We start from the raw sequence: 19,513 nt of genomic DNA on the forward strand, positions 1-19,513 counted from the left end.
CTCGATGACCGGTGGCGTATCGAAGCGACCGGGGAGGCCATAACAGAAAATTTATGCCAGAGAGCCCTCTCCACGGAGGAGTTAGCGCGCGACCCACAGGATGTGGGAAGTGTCTGTGGAGCCACGGGCGACGCTTTTTGGGACGTCCTGTCCCGCGTCGCCATTGAAACATCCTGTTTGGAAGATGGCGAGAACAGACGCGGAGGCGGGGTGAGGTCCGTGAAACCCTAAAATATCTTGACAATCTGTTTCCCTTGATAGTACATTTATCATTGATAACAATATAGTGAAAAACCTGTTATTGTCGGGTGTTTCCGGGAGAGTACCATTTATGAACTGGCAAGAGCATGTAACCGTTGATCCGCAGGTGTGTCATGGCAAGGCCTACATTAAAGGCACAAGAATCATGGTGTCTATAATTCTTGATAATCTTTCCGAAGGATTGTCCCATGAAGAGATTCTTCAAAGCTATCCCTCTTTAACAAATGAAGACATTTTTGCCGCGATTCACTATGCCGCGGAGTTGGCCAGGGAAAGAGTTATTGATTTTTCCCGGAAGATTTCCTGATGAGATTCAAAGTAGACGAAAACCTGCCCGTTGAAGTCGCCCGCCTGCTTCGTGAAAATAGTTAAGACGCGCATACTGTTCATGAAGAACACATGACAGGGGCCCGTGATGAAGATATTCTCGGAACCTGCATGCAAGAGGAAAGAATACTGATAACGCTTGATCTTGATTTTGCAGATATCCGGAACTGCCCTCCCGGAGAAACTCCGGGCATCCTGGTCATAAGAATGAATAAACAGGATAAACGAACGATAATAGATACTGTAGCCCGCCTGTTGAAAGTAATCACAAAAGAACAGGTCGCCGATAAACTGTGGATTGTGTAAGAAAACAGGATAAGAATACGGGAATAAAAGTATTATTCCAGGCCCCGGTTGCTGAGTGATCGCTGTCTCGATACGACAGTTTTGCTGTTATCCGGCAACCGGGCGATCGTATCGAAGCGACCGGGGGGGGCCATAGCAGAGAATTTATGCCAAAAAGCCCTCTCTTTGTGGGAGAGCTCAAAACACGAAGTTTTAGCGTCGAGCGCGGCCAGGAGGTCCACCAGGGAATTCCGGTCAGAGAGCCCTCTCCTGTGGGAGAGGGCGCGGCGGAGCCGGGGTGAGGTGAGTTTTGGGTTGAGAAAGAAATTATAATTATTGATGCTTTCTTGATGAATAATTTAATTATTTTGATTGAAATGAAAACACCGTTTTAATACATTTTGATACATTGTTTTGTTGAGAATTGGAACGGGGAGAAAGATACAATGAAAACCATAAGTCTGAAATCACGCATCGGGGCCGACGGTCTCTTGAAGATCAAGGTCCCCACGAACGAAAAGGAAGTGGATGTAGACGTGGTTGTCATCATACAACCTGAGAATAAGAGGAAAAGCGCCTGGCCTGAAGGTTTTTTTGACGCTACTTATGGGAGTTTCAGAAAGGAACCTCTGAAGAGACCTCCCCAGGGAGAGTATCCCGACAGGGAGCCCTTGAAATGAAATATCTGCTGGATACCAATGTATGCATTAAATACCTGAACGGCGAATCGGATAAAATCAGGCAAAAGTTATCGTCCATAAGGCCGGAACATGTGGCCGTTTGTTCCATAGTACGCGCATAACTTTTCACGGGCGCCTATAAAAGCAAGTCTTTCGTGAAGACCTATAAGAAACTGAATACCTTTCTTGAAGTCTTTCCATCACTTTCCTTTGACGATGAGGCGTCAGAGATTTACGGGAAAATAAGATCACGTCTGGAAAAGTCGGGACAACCAATCGGACCGTATGATCTGCAAATAGCCAGCCTTGCCGTGTTAAATAATTTGACCCTGGTGACGCATAACGTAAAGGAATTCTCGCGGATCAAAGAACTAAAGATCGAGGATTGGGAATAATTCCTTAACCACGCCGACCCGGAATAGATCCTGGAGCCATATAAGAAGCACGCCCGGGAACTGGAGGAGCCGAAATCATCGGCCCCTACGGTGATGGTTTTACCTCACCCCCCGGCCCCCTCTCCCACAGGAGAGGGGGAGGTCGTGGCAGAGAATTTATGACGATGAGCCCTCTCCTTGTGGGAGAGGGCGCGGCGGAGCCGGGGTGAGGTGAAAACCGTGGATTGCCTCATGGCGCTGTGTGACGGCCTTGAGGAACGTCTCGGCCGGGTCGAGGCCGACAGAGATGCGTTGCGGCGGGCGGTGTGCCTCGATACGACGGCTTCGCCGTCACTCGGCAACCGAGGTCTCGGTCTTTGAGTGAAATACTCAGAAGGGAGTAAGGCCCCGGTTGCTGAGTGCCACCGCCATCTCGATACGGTGGCTTCGCCATCACTCGATGACCGGTGGCGTATCGAAGCGACCGGGGAGGCCATAACAGAAAATTTATGCCAAAAAGCCCTTTCCACGGAGGAGTTAGCGCGCGACCCACAGGATGTGGGAAGTGTCTGTGGAGCCACGGATGGCGAGAACAGACGCGGAGAAATGCCCGCATATGCCATTATAAAATAGTATGAGATACTTTTTGAGGATTCGTATGCCGGAGAAAAAGCATGGGAAAGAAAAATCTCACAATTGAAGATATAAGAAAAGTATTAGCACTGCATAGAGATGCTCTTGAAGCACAATATGGAGTTCTTGAGCTTGGCCTGTTCGGCTCCATGGTCAGGGGAGAGGCTGATGAAAAAAGTGATATCGATATACTGGTATCATTCAGCAAAAATATCGATTATTTCGATTTTCTTGATTTGGAAGAATCTCTTGAAAAGCTGCTGGGAATGCCCGTCGATCTGGTTGAAAGGAGGGCGCTCAAACCGTATATCGGTGAACGTATACTAAACGAGATGGTAATTCTGTGAAAGGTTCAAGAGATTACCGCGATTATTTTAAAGACATCATCGTCGAGACGGGACGCATCATGGAATTTACAGAAGGAATGAACTATGATGACTTCGCCGCCGATGCCAAAACCGTGTACGCCGTTATCCGCTCCTTTGAAATTATTGGGGAAGCGGTAAAAAAATACCGCCGGAGATACGCAGCAAGTATCCAGGCATACCATGGAAAAAAATCGCTGGAATGCGTGACAAGCTTATCCATGAATATTTTGGAACCAGCCTTCCCATCCTGTGGGAAACCATAAAAAAAAGAATACCTGAACTTGAAAGAGAACTCTTGCCTTTAAAAGATGAGTTGTAAAGACTGCAGTATTTTCCCGCAAGAAATTCCTGGCAACCGGGAAAATTTCCCTGCAAGAAAGCCCTCTCATCTGAAAGAGATCAAAACTCGAAGTTTTAGTGTCGAGCGCGGACAGGAGGTCCACCATGGAATTCCGGTCAGAGAGCCCTCTCCACGGAGGAGTTAGCGCGCGACCCACAGGATGTGGGAAGTGTCTGTGGAGCCACGGATGGCGAGAACAGACGCGGAGATCTTCTTGGGCGCTGAGGGGATCGAACCCCCGACCCTCTGCTTGTAAGGCAGATGCTCTCCCAGCTGAGCTAAGCGCCCGTTTTGTTGTTTTCTCTTTCAGTAGCCTTGCTGCCCCGGAAGGCCAGCATTTTTTTCGCCGGAACTTCAAGAATTCTTCCGGCGATGGGGGAATGAACTTTTCTGGCTTTCTTGTCTGCCTGGTAGAAGGTGCCGAAGCCCCTTATTTCCACCTGCTCATTCCTGTCTGTACATTCTATTATCTTTTCAAGGAAGGTGTCTATTATTTCAAGAACTTCCTTTTTTTTTAAGCCCCTTTTCAAAGATATCAGGTTGACTATGTCAGTTTTAGTCAAGAGGATACCCTCTTATGCTTGTGTCTGTTTGAGTACGTTGTTGATCTTCTTTGCTATTCTTGATTTTCTGCGCGCGGCTGTGTTTTTGTGCAAGGTTCTTTTAGCGGCAGCTGCGTCTATAGTGCTTGAGAACTGGGTGAAAAGGGTTGTGAGTTCTTCAGCGTTTTTTTCTTTTGTGTCAAGAGCCTTGTTAACTTTTTTAGACGCAGTTCTTATGGCTGATTTGTCCTGCGTGTTTTTCTGTCTGCGTTTCTCGTTCTGACGATTACGCTTTTCCTGTGATTTAGTGTTTGCCAATGTATACTACCTTTTTATGTAAAAATTTTTCATCAATACGGTTAGCAAATATGTGAGCAGACATAAAAACTGTCAAGAATATTACCAAAAAAAAAGAAAAATTTCATTGCGATATGAGCATCATGAAGAGCTTTCGGGGATAATAGTAGACCCGGCTCTTGATTTTCCCTTCAAGGTCCTTTTTGAAATAAAAAAGCACTCGTGTATTGGACGTATTGTATGAATAGGTATATTCATTGCCCTCTTCCTTGATTTCGGGCGGCCCGTAGAGTTTTTTCAGGTTCGAGCCGATGGTGTTTATTTCCGTTGCGTTGCTGTTCTCATAGTCATCGAGAACACTGTAAAGCTGCCCCTTTACGAAAAGGTAATCCGTCACCGGCCTGGAATTGATCCTCAGTATGATGCATTCCCGCGAGAGTGTGGGATCTACGTTCAGAATGTGGCGCAGAATCTTGTTTTTATACTGGGGTTTATCATCGGCATAAAAGGTCACTGCCTCCCGGTCCGCCTGCAGGGACTTCTTTACCGATTCCATGGAAACACCCCAGGTAAAATCGGCGTTACGGGAATAAAGAAGGGGGCAGGATATTAAAATACATGCCATAATGAACAAGGTGCTTTTGCGCTGCATTTCCCGTTGACCGTATACTTTATAATATTCCCGGGCAGTTATCGAAGGTTCTGAATAAAAGATATTTCATTACTTTCCTTATTCCCCGGGATGAAATTGTATTCTGGAGACAGTTGAAAAGCAATTACATTTTTGTCAAATATTTTCGATATTACAGGTTCCTGCCGTAACGATGGAATGAGAGAATTTTGAACCCCTTGCAGGGGTGGCGGCTGTCAGTTCATATGGATATTGAGTATTTCCGCCGGGGTTTCCAGGGTAAGTTAGGTTAAAACCGGGAAAATTTCATTTACAGGATAAATAAACTATATTAATTTGTAAACATCCACGGGGTGATTTACCTTATTGGTATGAATGCCCTATTTGTTCTCACGATTCAGGAGGTGCGGCGGTGAAAAGGTATACAGGAATAGTGCTGACGGTTCTTCTCTCCCTGACCATGACGGCAGTGCAGGGCGTGACAGCGAAACCGAAAGAAAAGGTCTTTTCCGGTGTCGTAATTTATTTCAGTGACGACTGTGTTGAACTGAAAAAGGGGAAGACTGAAGTGACGGTCTACCTCGACAAGCAGACCATCGTGGAGAATAAAACCGGCGATGAAGGACAATCGGCCCTTTCCCTCTGCCAGAAAGCCAAAGCATATTATATCATAGAGGGGGGCAGGGCCAGGCTGATAAAACTGCAGATTCTTTCCCCGGGATACTGCGGCAGTTGAAGTGCTTATTAGGGAAAATTTACAGAGATGATTGCCGCACTGCTGGAAAATGAATAAATTTCAAACCCCTCGCAGGGGTGGCGGCGATATGTTCCTGCATAACCTTATTACATTCGCCGGGGTCCCATCGTATCGTTCTTCGCGTTCTTCCTGTGAAATTCTTAAATATGGATTGACCGAAAAATCCTTTTATTCTTACATTCCCGTTACTTACGCTAAGGAACATTTCAATGAACTATAAAAAAATACATCTCACGGGCATCGGCGGTATAGCCATGGGAACACTGGCCTGCATGCTCAGGGAGTCAGGGTATGATATTACCGGTTCCGACAGCGGCGTCTATCCGCCCATGAGCGATATCCTCCGTGATGCCCGAATTGAATACGGCCCCTTCAGCGAGGACAATGCCGCCGCCGCCGACCTGGTGATTGTCGGCAACGCCATAAGCAGAGGAAACGTTGAAGCCGAGTATGTTCTCAATGAAAAGAAGCCATACCTGTCCATGGCCGGCGCGCTCCATGAATTTTTTCTCCGCGACCGCGAGGTCATCGCCGTGTGCGGGACCCACGGTAAAACCACCACCACGGCTCTTCTAGCCCATATCCTGACCGTGGCAGGCCTGGACCCCTCGTGTTTTATCGGCGGCAATTCCATAAACCTGGGGAAAAACTACCGCCTGGGCAAAGGAAAATATTTCATCATCGAGGGCGATGAATACGACTCTGCCTTCTTCGAAAAGGTGCCCAAGTTCATCTTTTACCGGCCGTCGCACTGTATCCTCACCTCGCTGGAATTTGATCATGCCGATATCTACCGCGATCTCGATGAAATATCCCTCTGGTTCAAAAGACTGGTGAATATCATCCCATCGAAGGGAAACATCGTATACAGCAGCGCCTATGATACGCTGCGTCCCGTGATCGCGGGCTCCCGGAGCAGGTGCGCGTCCTTTGGAAGCGGCGGTTCCGATTTCACCTGGCATTTCAGCGGGTACACGGAGCAGGGCGCCGCCTTGTCTCTTTCATCGCCCGGTGACGGGGCGGAACTGGCCCTGGAATCGACTCTCTTCGGTGATTTCAATTATGCGAATATTGCCGGTGCCGCCGGCATGGCCCTGAAACTGGGCATCGCTGCGGAAGATATAATCGAAGCGGTGAAAACTTTCCGCGGCGTGAAACGGCGTCAGGAGATTATTTACCGCGGTGCCAATCTGGTCATTTATGAGGATTTTGCCCATCACCCCACGGCCATCGGCTACATGTTGAGGACCCTGGCTCACCGCCATACCGGGTCTAAAATATGGGCGATCTATGAGCCCCGGTCCGCAACGAGCCGGCGCAATGTATTCCAGAATGAGCTCCCCGGCGCCTTTGAACCGGCCGGCGCGGTCCTGATGAAAACACTTTTTAATCCCGGGGCCATTCCCCCCGGAGAACGTCTTGATCTGGACAGGGTACGTGCCGACCTGGAAACCCGGGGAAAGGACGCGCGTCTTTTCGGCGATGTGGATGCCATTATCAGGTATGTGGCGGACCATATCGATTTCGGTGAGGAAAATATCATCATCATCATGTCCAATGGAGGATTTGACGGTATTTATCATGAAATCAGCCGGGTCATGGGGGACCTGGAGGTAAAAAGTCGTAACTGACAGTTGATTCGGTATACATACCCTATGTTCTCCCGGTATGGCGCTTGACATAACGGCACTTTCTATGATAATATGATATATACTGCCGTAGCGATGGTAGTTGCACATATCGAAGTAAAAGGGACGATATAACACTATGAAGAAGCTAAGCCTGCTTTGCATCTTTTTCATGTTTGCCGCGATAATACTATCGGGATCTCCTCTTCGGGCGGAGAATAAATATGCCGTCATGAAACTTGACGGGGCCGTAAACCCCGTGGTGTCGGCGTTTCTCGTCGACTCAATCAAAAAAGCCGGTGATGCCGGGGCGACGTTCATCGTGATCCAGATGGATACGCCGGGCGGTCTCATGGACTCCATGCGCGATATAATCAAGGCGATCCTTACGTCACCCATTCCCGTTGTAGTCTATACCTATCCCAAGGGCGCCCAGGCCGCTTCAGCCGGCGGCTTCATCATGCTGTCATCACATATAGCAGTTATGGCTCCCGGCACGGAAATAGGGGCCATGCATCCCGTGAGCCCGGCCCTGAATTTTCTGCCCAAGGATAAAGAGGGCGGTCCCGCCGGTGTCATGGAGAAAAAAGTGCTGAATGATACAATCGCCTACGCCCGGAGCCTGGCCCAGAAAAGAAAAAGGAACATACAGTGGACCGAGAACGCCGTGCGCCAGGCCATATCCAGCACCTACCAGGAAGCCTTGAAACTGGGCGTTATTGATTTAATCGCCGAGGACATGGATGATCTTCTCGTCAGGCTGCACAACCGGAAGATCGACATTAACGGAAACACTGTTGTCATCAATACGAAAAACATAAAAGCCATTACCTATTCCATGGACTGGAAGCAGGAACTGATGAACCGCTTCGCCGACCCACAGATTATTTTTCTTCTCTTTATCCTTGCTGTCGTGGGTATAGGCATGGAATTCAAGAATCCCGGGATGATAATTCCCGGTGTCGTGGGAGCCATATCCCTGTTCATTTTTCTTATGGCAATCCAGATAATTCCCATCAATGCCATGGGGCTAATCCTCATCATCATGGCCATTGTCCTGTTTATACTGGAGCTGCAGATAGTGAGCTATGGCCTGCTGACGATCGGCGGGCTCATAGCCTTTGTCCTGGGTTCCATGATCCTCTTTGATTCTCCGCTGCCCGGTGGCCATATTCCCATGACATCCATAATTGCGGCTGTTGTCTTTGTCCTGGGATTCGTGTTTCTTGTTGTGCGCCTGGTTATCAATGTGCATCGTGAACGCGTTACTACGGGAAAAGAAGGACTCATCGGCTTAACAGGCAGGGCCATGCGGGATTTTTCCGGCCGCGGGACAATCATGATTCATGGCGAGCTGTGGAACGCCCTGTGTGATGAACCCGTTTATGTAGATGAAGAAGTTGAGGTCCGGGAGGTCCGCGGTATGGATCTTGTCGTTGAAAAAAAGAAACAACAGGCATGATAACAATGCGCATATTACACAATAAAATATAATGGAGGCACAAACTGATGGATTATAATTTCATCATTACATTGCTTTTCCTGGCCGTCGCTCTCCTGGTGATGTCGGTAAAGATCGTTAAGGAGTATGAAAGGGCCGTTGTATTCCGGCTTGGACGACTTCTGCCTGTGGCAAAAGGTCCCGGTATTATAATTATTATCCCCTTTGTCGATCGATGGGAGAAAATAAGTCTCAGGCTTGTGGCCATGGACGTCCCGCCCCAGGATATTATTACGAAGGATAACGTTTCGGTAAAAGTTAATGCCGTTGTATATTTCAGGGTCGTCGATCCAAACAAGGCCATAACTATTGTTGATGATTTTCTCTATGCCACTTCACAGTTGGCGCAGACAACGCTGCGGAGCATCCTGGGTATGACAGAACTCGATGGGTTGCTGTCGGCACGGGATAAAATCAACGAACATCTCCAGAGCGTTCTGGATTTGCAGACCGACCCCTGGGGCATAAAGGTGACTGCCGTTGAGGTGAAGCACGTCGATCTTCCCCAGGAGATGCAGCGGGCCATGGCCAAACAGGCCGAGGCCGAGAGGGAGCGCCGTGCGAAAATTATCAGCGCTGAAGGAGAATTCCAGGCAGCGGCGAAAATGGTGGAAGCAGCTGCGCTCATGGAAGTGCATCCCATATCACTTCAGCTCCGGTATCTACAGACCCTGAGTGAAATCGCCACGGAAAATAATTCCACCACGCTATTTCCCATACCCATAGACCTCATCGAGGTCTTCCTTGAGGGAAGAAACAAAAAATAGCTATATGAAATGTATGAAGGCCCTGAAAAGGGCCTTCGCTGTTTTACCTGGGCTCCGGCTCCTGGTAAAAAAAAATGGTATTTTCCGACAAAAAATTTGAATCGTTCCTTCCCGGTGAATATCTTTCCCAAAAGAGAATTCGTGCCTTCCCCAAACCCCTGATCGGGGGTGATCTATATAAACAGGTGTGTGTGAGGATCGAGATGGTTAAATGTAAGTATTCCAAAGAATGCGGTTTTTTCATCAAGTATAACAGTTATCGGGCGGATCTGTGTCAGAAAATTTTCAGCGAATACTGCCTGGGGGAAAAATCGGATTTTTGCAAGAGGAAGCTGTACCGTGTAGAGCACAGCATTGCTCCTCTCGACGATATGACACCCTCGGGACGATTGTTTTATATTCTGTGAACAATTAATCTGTCATCGTTCACAGAATATCCGCGTATCTTTAAACAAGAATGAGAAATCTTCCGCAGTACGTGCAGAGCGTAATACCGTTCCGGTCGGTTATCTGTCGCATGTATACCGGCGGTATTTCCATGTGACATCCTGAGCAGCTGTTTTTTTCTACAATGGCAAAGGGATTGTTCTGCTTCTTCCTCATACGCTCGTAGTAGGACAGGGACCTGTTATCAATCAGCTTTTTGAGATTCTCGATTTTTTTTAAGATTGAATCTGCTTTGTCGCCGCCGTCGTATACCTTGTAAAGGCGGTCGAGCCTGATAAGAAGGTCCAGGTCTGATGAGGGTACGCCGGTGAGACTGTCGCCTTCCCTGGCCGAAATGATTTCCTTTTCCGAGATGGCATCAAAATAAGATTCTGCTTCCTTCTTGAGTACCGCATATACCTTGGCCGGTGTCCGCGCCTCATCGAGAAGACCTTTCTTTTCTTTGTTGGAAAAAAGACGGGCCATCATCCCGATAAAGTAGAGATACGTCGTGCTCATTTTAGAGGGAAATATGCTGAGCAGGATATAGTTGACAGGAGATTCATCTTCGTTGTGGAAATCAATGCCTTCTTCGTGGATTCCCAGGATGGATATGAACTGGTTTACTGATTCGGTTCTGGTGTGAGGGATGGCGAATCCGTTGCCCAGGGCCGTGTTTTCCAAGGATTCGCGGTGTATGATCTGTGCGTAGTAGCGGTCCTTGTTATCGATGAGTCCCAGTTCCTGCAGCTTTTCCACCATCTCCTTGATGACGGTCTGCTTGTTTTCTGATTTTACTTTGATTACCTGTTCTTTTTTTAGAAAATAATCGAGGTCCATTGTTTTAACTTCTCCATAATTATTCGGTGGGAAAATAAAACTACCCCGTGTTTAGACGGGGTAATTATCGGAAAACTGTTTTATATTTTTAATTGTGCGGAATAGCCGCTATATTCGGGGCGACTGGATTCGAACCAGCGACCACATGACCCCCAGTCATGTGCGCTACCTGACTGCGCCACGCCCCGTTTGAAATATTTTAAAAATCGATGATCCATAATAATTACTGCATCAACCATGTAAAGAAAAATTCTTTCCCATGGTAAAAAATAGTGACTCCGCTTTATCAATCGTGGAAAAAGTCATAAACGGCCTTTGCTGCCGCTTCGCCTATGCCAGGGACTTTTTTAAGTTCTTCAATCCCGGCATTTTTTATTATATCCAGCGATTGAAAATATTCAAGTAATATTTTACGTGTTTTAACGCCGATTCCGGGTACATTGTCCAGCTGGGATCCCGTGAGTTTTTTACCGCGCAGTGTTTTATGATAGGTTATGGCAAAGCGGTGCGCCTCGTCGCGGATCTGTTGTATGATTTTCAGCCCCGGCGATGTTTCCTCCAGGCGGATTGGGGACATTTTTGCGTCATAGTATAGTTCCTCAAAACGTTTGGCAATGGAGATGATGACGGGGGTGACGCCAAAGGCATGAGCTGCTTCCAAGGCCCTGGTAAGCTGAGTGGGGCCCCCGTCAATGACCATGATATCAGGCAGAGGGAGGTCTTCATTGAGCAGATGCTGTATCCGGCGCGCAACTGCCTCGTGTATCATGCCCGGATCATTGGGGCTGTCATAGCCGCGGATTCTGAAACGCCGGTAGTTGCTCTTGTCCGGGATTCCGTTCCTGAAAGTCGCCATGGAGGCCACGGCATCAGTCCCCTGCAGGTTGGAAATATCGAAACAGACGATCTCCTCGGGAATTTCCTTCAGGTTGAAAAGTGACTTGAGCTCCAGGAGCCCTTCATCAATACTGCGGTAAAATTGCGATACCTGGCGGTCCGCCGCTATCTGCTCTATGTTTTTCCGTATCATGTCGAGAATGCCCCGGTCTTCACCCGTGGCCGGCTTTGATATCCTGACTTTTTTTGATGCCTTTTCCGTGAGATACGACTGAATGAGATCCCGGTCCTCGATTGCCTGATCGCATATGATCCGCCCCGGGATTTCCTTTCCCTGATAATACTCCACGATGAAGGCCCTGACGATATCACGCGCTTCCGAGAGTCCCGTGTTCTCAAAGACATGTATCTTGCGTCCCAGGAGCAGGCCCTTGCGGAATTCGAAGAGGACCAGGAGGGCCTCGTTCCCCTGGAGAAGCACATCAAGGTAGTCCATATCCTGACCTATGGGGACCGCCACTTTCTGGGTTTCCGTGATTTTCTGAAGATCGAACATGATATCGCGGATCTGCGCTGCTTTTTCGTACTGGAAGGTTTCAGCATAGGTCTTCATTTTTCCCTGCAGGGCGTTCATGACCGGCTCCATATCCCCCTCGAGAAAATGAACGGCCGTATTGACCAGATCGAGATATTCCTCCCGGGAGATGATCCCCGTGCAGACGCCGCTGCAGCGCTTCATCTGGTAGTTGAGACAGGGCCGTTCACCGTCATTGAGGGGTATATCCTTTTTACAGGTTTTAAGTTTGAACAGGGCATTGGTCATGCTCACAATATTACGCGCGGCACGGGCGTCTGTGTAGGGACCGAAATAGCGGTTCTGTTTAGAGGAGACTTTCCTGGTAAAGAGAACCCGGGGATACTCTTCGCTGAGGGACACGGCGATGTAAGGGAAGCGTTTGTCATCCTTGAGGCGGATGTTGAATTTCGGTTTGTGTTTCCTTACGAGATTACTCTCCAGGATCAGGGCTTCGATTTCAGAATCGGTGACAATGCATTCGATGTCGGTGATTTTTTTAACCAGGACCTCTGTCTTGGCGTCGGTGTTTTTTTTCTGGAAGTAGGAGGATACGCGTTTTTTGAGATTTGATGCCTTGCCGATATAGAGTATGGCGTCACCGCCGTCCTTCATGAGGTATACGCCGGGATCCGAGGGAAGGTTGGAGAGGATATGGTCAATTTTTTCTGAATGATGCATCGCCCGACAGGATTTTCTCCACTCTTTCTATGTAACCGTCCGTTACGGCATAGGAGGGATTAACCTCTTTTGCCTTCTGAAACATTTCCAGGGATTCCTCATAACGCCTGGTTTTTGCAAAGGCGACGCCGAGGTTGAAGTAGCAGCCGAAATTACCCGATTTGATGATGAGAAGCGTTTTGAAAAGGGAAATGGCTTCATCATACATGTTTTCTTTCAGGGAAGCCACGCCCCGGTTGAAAATGGTCTTCACGGTCTGATCATCGGAATCGCTATCGGCCATCTGTTTTTCCATGGAGTCCTTTTTTGCCCTGATATCCCTGATCTCCTCGATGAGCGTATTGAATGAAAGGGCGAGTTCATTCAACTCGCTGTCGCCTGTGGGGTGCAGGTTGATATCCAGGTTTCCGCCGGCCGCCATCTGCATGTATTCGGCGAGTCTCTTCACCAGGTAGCTGTAATTCTGGAAGAAGAGTGCGGTGAGGATAATGACGGCCATGACAAGGACGCCGGTCATGATAACCAGGGAACGGTAAGAAGCAGCGTTGGCCCGGCTATAGGCGTCATGTATTATATTCTGGAGGTCCGATGAGATAATGTACTGCAGAATATACTTTTTGTTTTTCAACGCCAGGGGATGATAGGTGCTCTGCCAGGTGTACTGTTCCTTTGTGTAGACCTGAGGATCGATGACGGCATGGATCCGGCCCTCCTTGAGATAATCGATTCCCGATGGTTCCTGGACAATGTCGCCTTTTTTTATATCCATCACCAGGTGACTGTTGACGGGAATGGAGTCAGTAAGCCTGAAATAATTTTCATCACCTGTCCGGTGGAATACCAGGACATGCAGTACCCCGGAGTCGTTTTTGCATACTTCCCTGACGGCAGCGTTGAGTTCTCTCACGTTTTCCGGTTTTTGCAGGAGTATTCCCGTGGTGAGGGTGGAGGTTTTTCCCAGGAAGACATCATTACTTCTTTCGATAAGCGTATCCTGAATAATGCGGTTATTCTCTACCACGACATGGTTGAAAAAAACAGCCACACCGATGATCAGGGATGAATAAATCACGGAGATTGTGATGATAAACTTACTGGTGAAGGCTGGTTTCTTTCCCTGTTTCACGGTATTTCCTCAAGATGATTTTCTTTATCAGCAGACAGGAATAAAATGTTGTCATGGAAGCATATTATGGCAAGCGAAAAATGTTTTTCCGCTTCCGTAAAACATGAAGTAAAGGATGGTCGGAAGTGATATATAAAATCCCGGACAGTTATGTTGGAGTCTGTTCTGGAAGGTTCTACAGAGGGTGTCTGTAAAAAGTATAACCATCCGGGATTCTATTAGCGTATGTTAACTGTTGCGCAGCCATTTGAAGAGTTTTGCCTGCTCAATTTTGAGATAGACAGGGAATATGACGGGAAGGTATCTGTTTATCACCATCATGGAGACAAAGAGCTTTGACGGAAAAATAGATTTTTTGTTTTTCTGTATGCCCTTGATAACAGCCCTGGCAACCATGCCGGGAGTCTGTGCAGGGAAGGGGACCGGTGTCGTATCTCCTGCCGCTACCCTGAAAAATTCAGTTTTGGTGGCTATAGGATATATCAGTGAAATGATACCCAGGTCGTCTTTCTCATAGCGATAGGCCGAGGCGAAGGAATCAAGGGCTGCCTTGGTTGATGAATACAGGGCATAACCCGGCAGGGCCAGCTTGCCCATGGCCGAAGCGGTAATGACCACCATGTATTCCTTTCCCTTGTTCAGTTCTTTCATTTTTTCCGTGATGTATACCGGGGCCATGAAGTTGACTTTGTATATTTTTTCAATATGATCATAATCTGATTTTTTTATCTGCTCATAATAGGCGAAGCCGGCGTTGGCGATGAAAATATCGATGCCACCCAGTTTTTTTTGGGCTGAAGCGAATAATTTGTCAATGTTCTGCGGATTGCTTACATCGCATTTTTCAGCCATTATTTTTCCGGTCACGGTTTCTACTTTTTTCGGCTCAAGGTCGCCCACCAGGACCTGTACATTGTGTTTTTTCAGCTCTGCAAGAATGGCCTTGCCGATACCCGACGATGCACCGGTAAGCACTATCTTTTTGTTTTCCAGGTTCATGTGTTGCCCCCATGATATTTTCTATATTTTTTATTATAACATGCATGGAATATCCATGCATGAAGTTGCCTGTCTGTACTGTCCTATCGGTTCAGTTCCTTCAATGTGGCGGCCACGGGGAATTCAATGGAAAAATCTTCTATTGCCGTGACTGCCAGCGGTTTCACCGGGCATATTTTTGGGAAAAATTTTTCGTTGCACGATATGGATTCCAGTGAGGCCATCCTTCCCCGGCCGGTTCCGTTAAATTCAGTAAAAAAGATAGTTTCATCCTCAAGCTTCTGAACCAGGGCATGGGATATGTATTTTGTATTGACCCTGAAAGACAGGGCCTTCTTTTTAATGACAACATCGAAGAAGGGAGTCCCGTCACGGCTTACGATCAGCCGTTCTCTGTTTTTGCCCAGAGACTCAGTCCTGAAGTCAGCCAGCTCTTTTGGTATTCCCCAGTTTTCCCTTCCGTTGACTACGCTTTCCATGGTGGAAACAAAAATTTTCGTTATGGAATAGAATTTTTTGTGGAGATACGGGAATTCGCCGGGAATGAAAAGAAGTTCTTTATATGGACCGGCATTGGACTCGGTATAATCCACGAGCATTACGGTGCCGAACCCGCTGAAAGGCTGGTCGGTCAGGCCGATCCGGAACGCCGGGTCGTCGCTGAACGAACGGGGAAATTTATAAAGAAAAATGTAGCCGTTCCCTTTCAGTTTCCAGGGGGCCGGATATTTTTGTGTCATAGTAGTGTAATCCTTCAGTTGATGAATCGGGCAGATCCCGTTAATTGCATTATGGTAACAAAATATAATAGTAATTAAAAAAAATCAAGAAATATTTGCAATATGCAAAAAAATACTTGCAAATTGCATGTAAAGAAATATTATTAATACATAAACATATTATACTGAATCAGGTTCATCGGCGTGAACTGCAACTATCTCAATTTTGCATGCTAAAATCTGATAAAAATTGGATATAAGAGTACTTCAATGAATACAAAAATAAATATAAAAAAACATCAGGGGGAATATTATTGTGCGTGATCCAGTCAGGGCAAGAGTTGACAATCTGGACAGGGATAAAGTGGAGGACCTTCTTTTTCATCTACTGAGAACCTTCTATCAATTTGAACAAATTGAAGTGTTGGAATTCGACCTATCCTATGAATTGATCTATATCCTGAAAATGCTCAGGCGGAATGACGGGATGCGCATTAGTGACATCGCCGAAGAAATGAAGATTAAGGTTTTTACGGCTACACGACTTGCAGATCAACTGGAAAAGAGAGAGTTGATTAAAAGAAAGCGAGACAGCGTTGACAAACGAAATATTCTTGTCACCATAACGGCCAAAGGGAAACGCATTGTGAAGAAGATAGAAGACCATGCAATAAACTTAATATTCGGCAACATGGGTAGTTACAGTGAGGATGAAATTCATGTAATCTTTAATACCATCAAAAATCTCGATCATATTCTCGGCGTTGAACCCAGTAAATTTTTGCCTGGGCATTCGGAATAATAAAAATAAAAAAGTGCATGCCTGCATGATAAAAAGAGACTAAAAAAGGAGGTTAGCAATGGCTAGCAAGTTCAAAGGGTACATGGGGAAAATGCTGGATATTAATCTGACTGAAGGAACAATCGGTGAGTACAATGTGAGCGACAAGGATCGTGAACTGTTCCTCGGGGGAAGATATCTCAGCACCAAAATTTTATGGGATGAACTAAAGTCCGGGATAGATCCCATGTCTGACGATAATATCCTTGTGGTGATGACATCACCGCTGACCGGAACAGGAGCTCCTTCCTCCAGCCGGTACGACATTTCCGCCAAGAGCCCTCTTACCGGTGCTATCGGCCACTCCAACAGCGGTGGTAATTTCGGTATATTCCTGAAAAAGGCAGGCTGGGATGGTATGCTCGTCCGCGGCAGGTCGAAGCAGCATGTATATATTGAAATCGAAGATGACAATGTGCAGATAAAAAACGCCGATCACCTGTGGGGCATGAACACCCAGGATGCCCAGGCAGCCATGGGCAAGGGCGGGACCATGGCAATAGGCCCGGCCGGTGAACACCTGGTTAAATTTGCCACGGTTGTATCCCAGGAACGCAGTCACGGACGTACCGGTATGGGCGCCGTCATGGGATATAAGAACCTGAAAGGAATGGTGGCCCGGGGAAGCAAAAAACATGAAATAGAGGAACCGGAAAAATATAAGGAGCATATTAAAAAATGGATTAAATTGCTGCAGGGTCATCCCGCCACGGGAGACCAGGCGCCGAAACTGGGAACCGCTGGATTTTTAACAACTCTCTCAGTGAAAAACGCATTGCCGACGAAAAATTTTTCCCGGGGTTCCTACGAGGACGCCTACATGATCGGCGGCGAGCGCCTGGCCGATGAGTTCCTTGTTAAAAACTATGGCTGCACCTCCTGTCCAATCCGCTGTGGACGTGTAGTGAATATTGACGGCAAGGATGTAAAAGGACCGGAATATGAAATACTCTGCCTTCTCGGTTCAAACATGCTTATCAACGATATGGAAGCTATCCTGCGATGGAATATGGAGCTTGATCATCTCGGTATAGATGCTATCACGGTTGGGACTCTTATAGGATTTGCCGCCGAACTCAATGAAAAAGGAATGTGGAAAACCGGAATCGAATTCGGGAAAAAGGATAATATATCAGAAATATTGAGAAAAATTGCCTACAGGGAAGGGATTGGCAATGACCTGGCCGAGGGTGTCCGTTTCCTTTCGGAAAAATACGGCGGCAAGGATTTCGCGCCCCACGCCAAGGGACTTGAGCTGGCCGCCTATGAGCCGCGCGCTTCTGTGGGGCATGGTCTGGGATATGCCACGGCAAGCCGAGGTGGATGTCACCTCGATGGAGGGTACTTGATTTTTTTCGAAGCGACGGGTCCGGTAACGCTGGATCAGTTCCATTACCGCTCAAAACCGGGATGGGTAACGCTTGACCAGGACCTGCTGGCTGTAATAAGCGCGGCCGGTAATTGCCTGTTCACTTCCTGGACCTTTGTTCCCGGTATTGCTTACAAAGCTCCCGGTCACCTTCTTATTTCAAAGATAATTACCAAGGTGCTGACCTATTCCTGGCCCTTGATAAATTTTACCTACACAATGCCCAAGGGGCTGATGAAGTTCCATCTGCCCATGCTTCCCCACACCAAGGCGATAAATTATGCCACGGGCATGAAAATGGATTTCGGCAAGTTCATGATGGCCGGTGCCCGGGGGTATACTATGGAAAAACTTTTTAATCTCCGGGAAGGCATTGACAAGGAGTTTGATACACTGGCGAAACGCTTTACCGATGTGCCGCTCCTTGCGAATAATAAAAAATCGGTTGTCCGTCTGGACAAGATGATACCCAAGTACTACAAACTTCGAGGATGGGACAAAAACGGGATACCCAAAAAGAAAACGTTAAAGAAAATGGGTATTGACTTTGTTGATGTGAATATGTTTATAAAAAAATAAAAAATAATCCTTTCATGAGCGGTGAATATCGTGCTCGATATTCACCGCCATGGACAGTTTTTTCTTCCTCGCCGCTGACTGCTTTCATTTTTTTTCTTGCCTTAACCGTCATTTGCATGCAAATTGAATCAATAGGTGCATCATTTTGCGTGAGGGGTAATAAATTCGATGAGAAGATTCGTACAGGCGACCATTGTCATCACAGCTTTGCTGCTATCACCGGATATTTTTGCCGCAGATGATGCTTACCGTGTCATTTTGACGGCCGGTACAGTAACATACAGGAATGCGGAATTAAAAGAATGGACCGCAGTAAAGGATGGACTGTTTCTTCACGACGACGCTATTATAAAAACAGGAGACCGTTCCCGGGCAGTCCTGGAAAAGGACGGCCGAAGAATAACGATCGCTGAAAACCGGATTGTACCGCTGAAAGAAATGTCACAATCCGGCAAGTTCCGCGCATCCGACGGTCTGTCGAATCTGCGTACCCGCCTGGGGGATATCCTCACGGGGAAGAAGTATGTTTCTTCTACCACGATTGTTGCTGTTCGTGGAGAGAAAATGGATGATTCTTCTTCCCCGGTATGGGCCGATGATCTCACCGGTGAAGAGAAGTCGTCTTCAGAAAAACCGCTGGATAAGGCAAAGGATCTTTTTATAAAGATGGACTATAAAGGTACCGTGGCTCTGCTGGAACCGGCAGTGAAAAACATGACAGGTTCGGAAAAGGATGACGGTACCTACATGCTTTTCATTTCGTACTACAACCTGGGCAGTTACGCGAAATGCGTGGAACTCTCCGATCACCTCATGATCGACCATGAGGCTTCACCGCACAAACGCTCAGCAGTCATTTTAATAACGGCATTGGCCCATAACAACACCGGCGCATATCGGGACAGCATCGGGTTGCTCAGCAGATTTATATTCGAATTTCCCGACGACCCCCTGGTTCCCGAAGCCTGTTCCATGCTTGCCGGTTCATATATGTTGAGCGGCGACGAGGAACGTGCCATGAAATACTACCGCCTCATTCTGGACAGGTATCCCGCCAGCTCTGTGGCCCGCGATGCAGCTGCGATGGTGGGAAAGAAAAAAGATTAGAAACAAAAACAGCCGCCTGCAGTA

21 protein-coding genes, 2 tRNA genes and 3 pseudogenes are annotated in these 19,513 nt (G+C 47.4%); 16 read left to right on the forward strand and 10 right to left on the reverse strand.

Translation table 11 applies throughout. The features are described 5' to 3' along the window. Nucleotides 1-331 precede the first annotated feature (331 nt). The 8 genes and pseudogenes from CVV44_22525 to CVV44_22560 all read left to right on the forward strand — a co-directional run bounded on the left by CVV44_22525 (nucleotide 332) and on the right by CVV44_22560 (nucleotide 3,247). The gene (locus CVV44_22525; protein ID PKL35158.1) at nucleotides 332-568 is read left to right on the forward strand and encodes a hypothetical protein; all 237 of its coding nucleotides are present in this window, start codon (nucleotides 332-334) and stop codon (nucleotides 566-568) included. Next, nucleotides 568-894 (forward strand): annotated as a pseudogene (locus CVV44_22530) (hypothetical protein). The gene CVV44_22525 and the pseudogene CVV44_22530 overlap by 1 nt, the downstream one beginning before the upstream one ends. Nucleotides 895-1,319: 425 nt before the next feature. Beyond that, complete coding sequence (locus CVV44_22535) at nucleotides 1,320-1,553, forward strand: hypothetical protein (protein ID PKL35159.1); 234 nt, start codon at nucleotides 1,320-1,322, stop codon at nucleotides 1,551-1,553. Beyond that, nucleotides 1,550-1,948: pseudogene (locus CVV44_22540) on the forward strand (VapC toxin family PIN domain ribonuclease). The gene CVV44_22535 and the pseudogene CVV44_22540 overlap by 4 nt, the downstream one beginning before the upstream one ends. 177 nt (nucleotides 1,949-2,125) lie before the next feature. Further along, nucleotides 2,126-2,308: a hypothetical protein gene (locus CVV44_22545; protein PKL35160.1), complete on the forward strand. Its 183-nt coding sequence runs from the start codon at nucleotides 2,126-2,128 to the stop codon at nucleotides 2,306-2,308. Next, nucleotides 2,309-2,560 carry a hypothetical protein gene (locus CVV44_22550; GenBank protein ID PKL35161.1) on the forward strand — a complete coding sequence of 84 codons (252 nt, stop codon included), beginning with the start codon at nucleotides 2,309-2,311 and terminating at the stop codon, nucleotides 2,558-2,560. A gap of 41 nt (nucleotides 2,561-2,601) precedes the next feature. Beyond that, entirely contained in the window at nucleotides 2,602-2,907 is a 306-nt protein-coding gene (locus CVV44_22555) for a nucleotidyltransferase (protein PKL35162.1), read from the forward strand. 59 nt (nucleotides 2,908-2,966) lie between these two features. Continuing rightward, nucleotides 2,967-3,247: pseudogene (locus tag CVV44_22560) on the forward strand (hypothetical protein). A 236-nt stretch (nucleotides 3,248-3,483) separates the two neighbouring features. Here the strand turns inward: CVV44_22560 and CVV44_22565 are convergent. From CVV44_22565 to CVV44_22580, 4 genes are all read right to left on the reverse strand, one after another. Beyond that, a tRNA-Val gene (locus CVV44_22565) sits at nucleotides 3,484-3,556 on the reverse strand. Then, complete coding sequence (locus tag CVV44_22570) at nucleotides 3,547-3,837, reverse strand: hypothetical protein (protein PKL35163.1); 291 nt, start codon at nucleotides 3,835-3,837, stop codon at nucleotides 3,547-3,549. The genes CVV44_22565 and CVV44_22570 overlap by 10 nt, the downstream gene beginning before the upstream one ends. Before the next feature lie 6 nt (nucleotides 3,838-3,843). Beyond that, on the reverse strand, nucleotides 3,844-4,128 hold the full coding sequence (locus CVV44_22575; protein ID PKL35164.1) for a 30S ribosomal protein S20: 285 nt from the start codon (nucleotides 4,126-4,128) through the stop codon (nucleotides 3,844-3,846). Nucleotides 4,129-4,231: 103 nt separating this feature from the next. After that, nucleotides 4,232-4,759, reverse strand: a complete 528-nt coding sequence (locus CVV44_22580) for a hypothetical protein (GenBank protein PKL35165.1) — start codon at nucleotides 4,757-4,759, stop codon at nucleotides 4,232-4,234. 391 nt (nucleotides 4,760-5,150) lie between these two features. On the opposite strand from CVV44_22580, the gene CVV44_22585 reads away from it, so the two are divergent. The 5 genes from CVV44_22585 (at nucleotide 5,151) to CVV44_22605 (ending at nucleotide 9,798) form a co-directional block, all read left to right on the forward strand. Then, nucleotides 5,151-5,474: a hypothetical protein gene (locus tag CVV44_22585; GenBank protein PKL35166.1), complete on the forward strand. Its 324-nt coding sequence runs from the start codon at nucleotides 5,151-5,153 to the stop codon at nucleotides 5,472-5,474. A 230-nt stretch (nucleotides 5,475-5,704) separates the two neighbouring features. Then, nucleotides 5,705-7,126, forward strand: a complete 1,422-nt coding sequence (locus CVV44_22590; protein ID PKL35167.1) for a UDP-N-acetylmuramate:L-alanyl-gamma-D-glutamyl-meso-diaminopimelate ligase — start codon at nucleotides 5,705-5,707, stop codon at nucleotides 7,124-7,126. Nucleotides 7,127-7,262: 136 nt separating this feature from the next. Next, complete coding sequence (locus CVV44_22595; protein ID PKL35168.1) at nucleotides 7,263-8,585, forward strand: serine protease; 1,323 nt, start codon at nucleotides 7,263-7,265, stop codon at nucleotides 8,583-8,585. 47 nt (nucleotides 8,586-8,632) lie between these two features. Further along, nucleotides 8,633-9,391, forward strand: coding sequence for a hypothetical protein (locus CVV44_22600; protein PKL35169.1), 759 nt, complete (start codon nucleotides 8,633-8,635; stop codon nucleotides 9,389-9,391). Between the two features lie 74 nt (nucleotides 9,392-9,465). Beyond that, entirely contained in the window at nucleotides 9,466-9,798 is a 333-nt protein-coding gene (locus tag CVV44_22605; protein PKL35170.1) for a hypothetical protein, read from the forward strand. Between the two features lie 40 nt (nucleotides 9,799-9,838). Here the strand turns inward: CVV44_22605 and CVV44_22610 are convergent, their stop codons facing one another. The 6 genes from CVV44_22610 to CVV44_22635 form a co-directional block, all read right to left on the reverse strand. Beyond that, nucleotides 9,839-10,657: a hypothetical protein gene (locus CVV44_22610; protein ID PKL35171.1), complete on the reverse strand. Its 819-nt coding sequence runs from the start codon at nucleotides 10,655-10,657 to the stop codon at nucleotides 9,839-9,841. Between the two features lie 114 nt (nucleotides 10,658-10,771). Continuing rightward, nucleotides 10,772-10,845, reverse strand: a tRNA-Pro gene (locus tag CVV44_22615). Nucleotides 10,846-10,943: 98 nt separating this feature from the next. Then, nucleotides 10,944-12,749, reverse strand: a complete 1,806-nt coding sequence (locus CVV44_22620) for an excinuclease ABC subunit C (GenBank protein ID PKL35172.1) — start codon at nucleotides 12,747-12,749, stop codon at nucleotides 10,944-10,946. Continuing rightward, nucleotides 12,727-13,875, reverse strand: a complete 1,149-nt coding sequence (locus tag CVV44_22625) for a hypothetical protein (protein PKL35173.1) — start codon at nucleotides 13,873-13,875, stop codon at nucleotides 12,727-12,729. The genes CVV44_22620 and CVV44_22625 overlap by 23 nt, the downstream gene beginning before the upstream one ends. A 228-nt stretch (nucleotides 13,876-14,103) precedes the next feature. Continuing rightward, a complete protein-coding gene (locus CVV44_22630) occupies nucleotides 14,104-14,874 on the reverse strand; it encodes a short-chain dehydrogenase (GenBank protein ID PKL35174.1) in 771 nt (256 codons plus the stop codon). 83 nt (nucleotides 14,875-14,957) lie between these two features. Beyond that, nucleotides 14,958-15,614 carry an acetoacetate decarboxylase gene (locus CVV44_22635; protein ID PKL35175.1) on the reverse strand — a complete coding sequence of 219 codons (657 nt, stop codon included), beginning with the start codon at nucleotides 15,612-15,614 and terminating at the stop codon, nucleotides 14,958-14,960. Between the two features lie 295 nt (nucleotides 15,615-15,909). On the opposite strand from CVV44_22635, the gene CVV44_22640 reads away from it, so the two are divergent. From CVV44_22640 to CVV44_22650, 3 genes are all read left to right on the forward strand, one after another. Further along, nucleotides 15,910-16,395 carry a hypothetical protein gene (locus CVV44_22640; protein ID PKL35176.1) on the forward strand — a complete coding sequence of 162 codons (486 nt, stop codon included), beginning with the start codon at nucleotides 15,910-15,912 and terminating at the stop codon, nucleotides 16,393-16,395. A gap of 58 nt (nucleotides 16,396-16,453) precedes the next feature. Then, complete coding sequence (locus CVV44_22645) at nucleotides 16,454-18,382, forward strand: aldehyde:ferredoxin oxidoreductase (protein PKL35177.1); 1,929 nt, start codon at nucleotides 16,454-16,456, stop codon at nucleotides 18,380-18,382. A 168-nt stretch (nucleotides 18,383-18,550) separates the two neighbouring features. Next, nucleotides 18,551-19,489: a hypothetical protein gene (locus tag CVV44_22650; GenBank protein PKL35178.1), complete on the forward strand. Its 939-nt coding sequence runs from the start codon at nucleotides 18,551-18,553 to the stop codon at nucleotides 19,487-19,489. The last annotated feature ends 24 nt before the right edge of the window (nucleotides 19,490-19,513 follow it).

The sequence above is a fragment of the Spirochaetae bacterium HGW-Spirochaetae-1 genome, assembly GCA_002839375.1.
Classification (GTDB): domain Bacteria; phylum Spirochaetota; class UBA4802; order UBA4802; family UBA5550; genus PGXY01.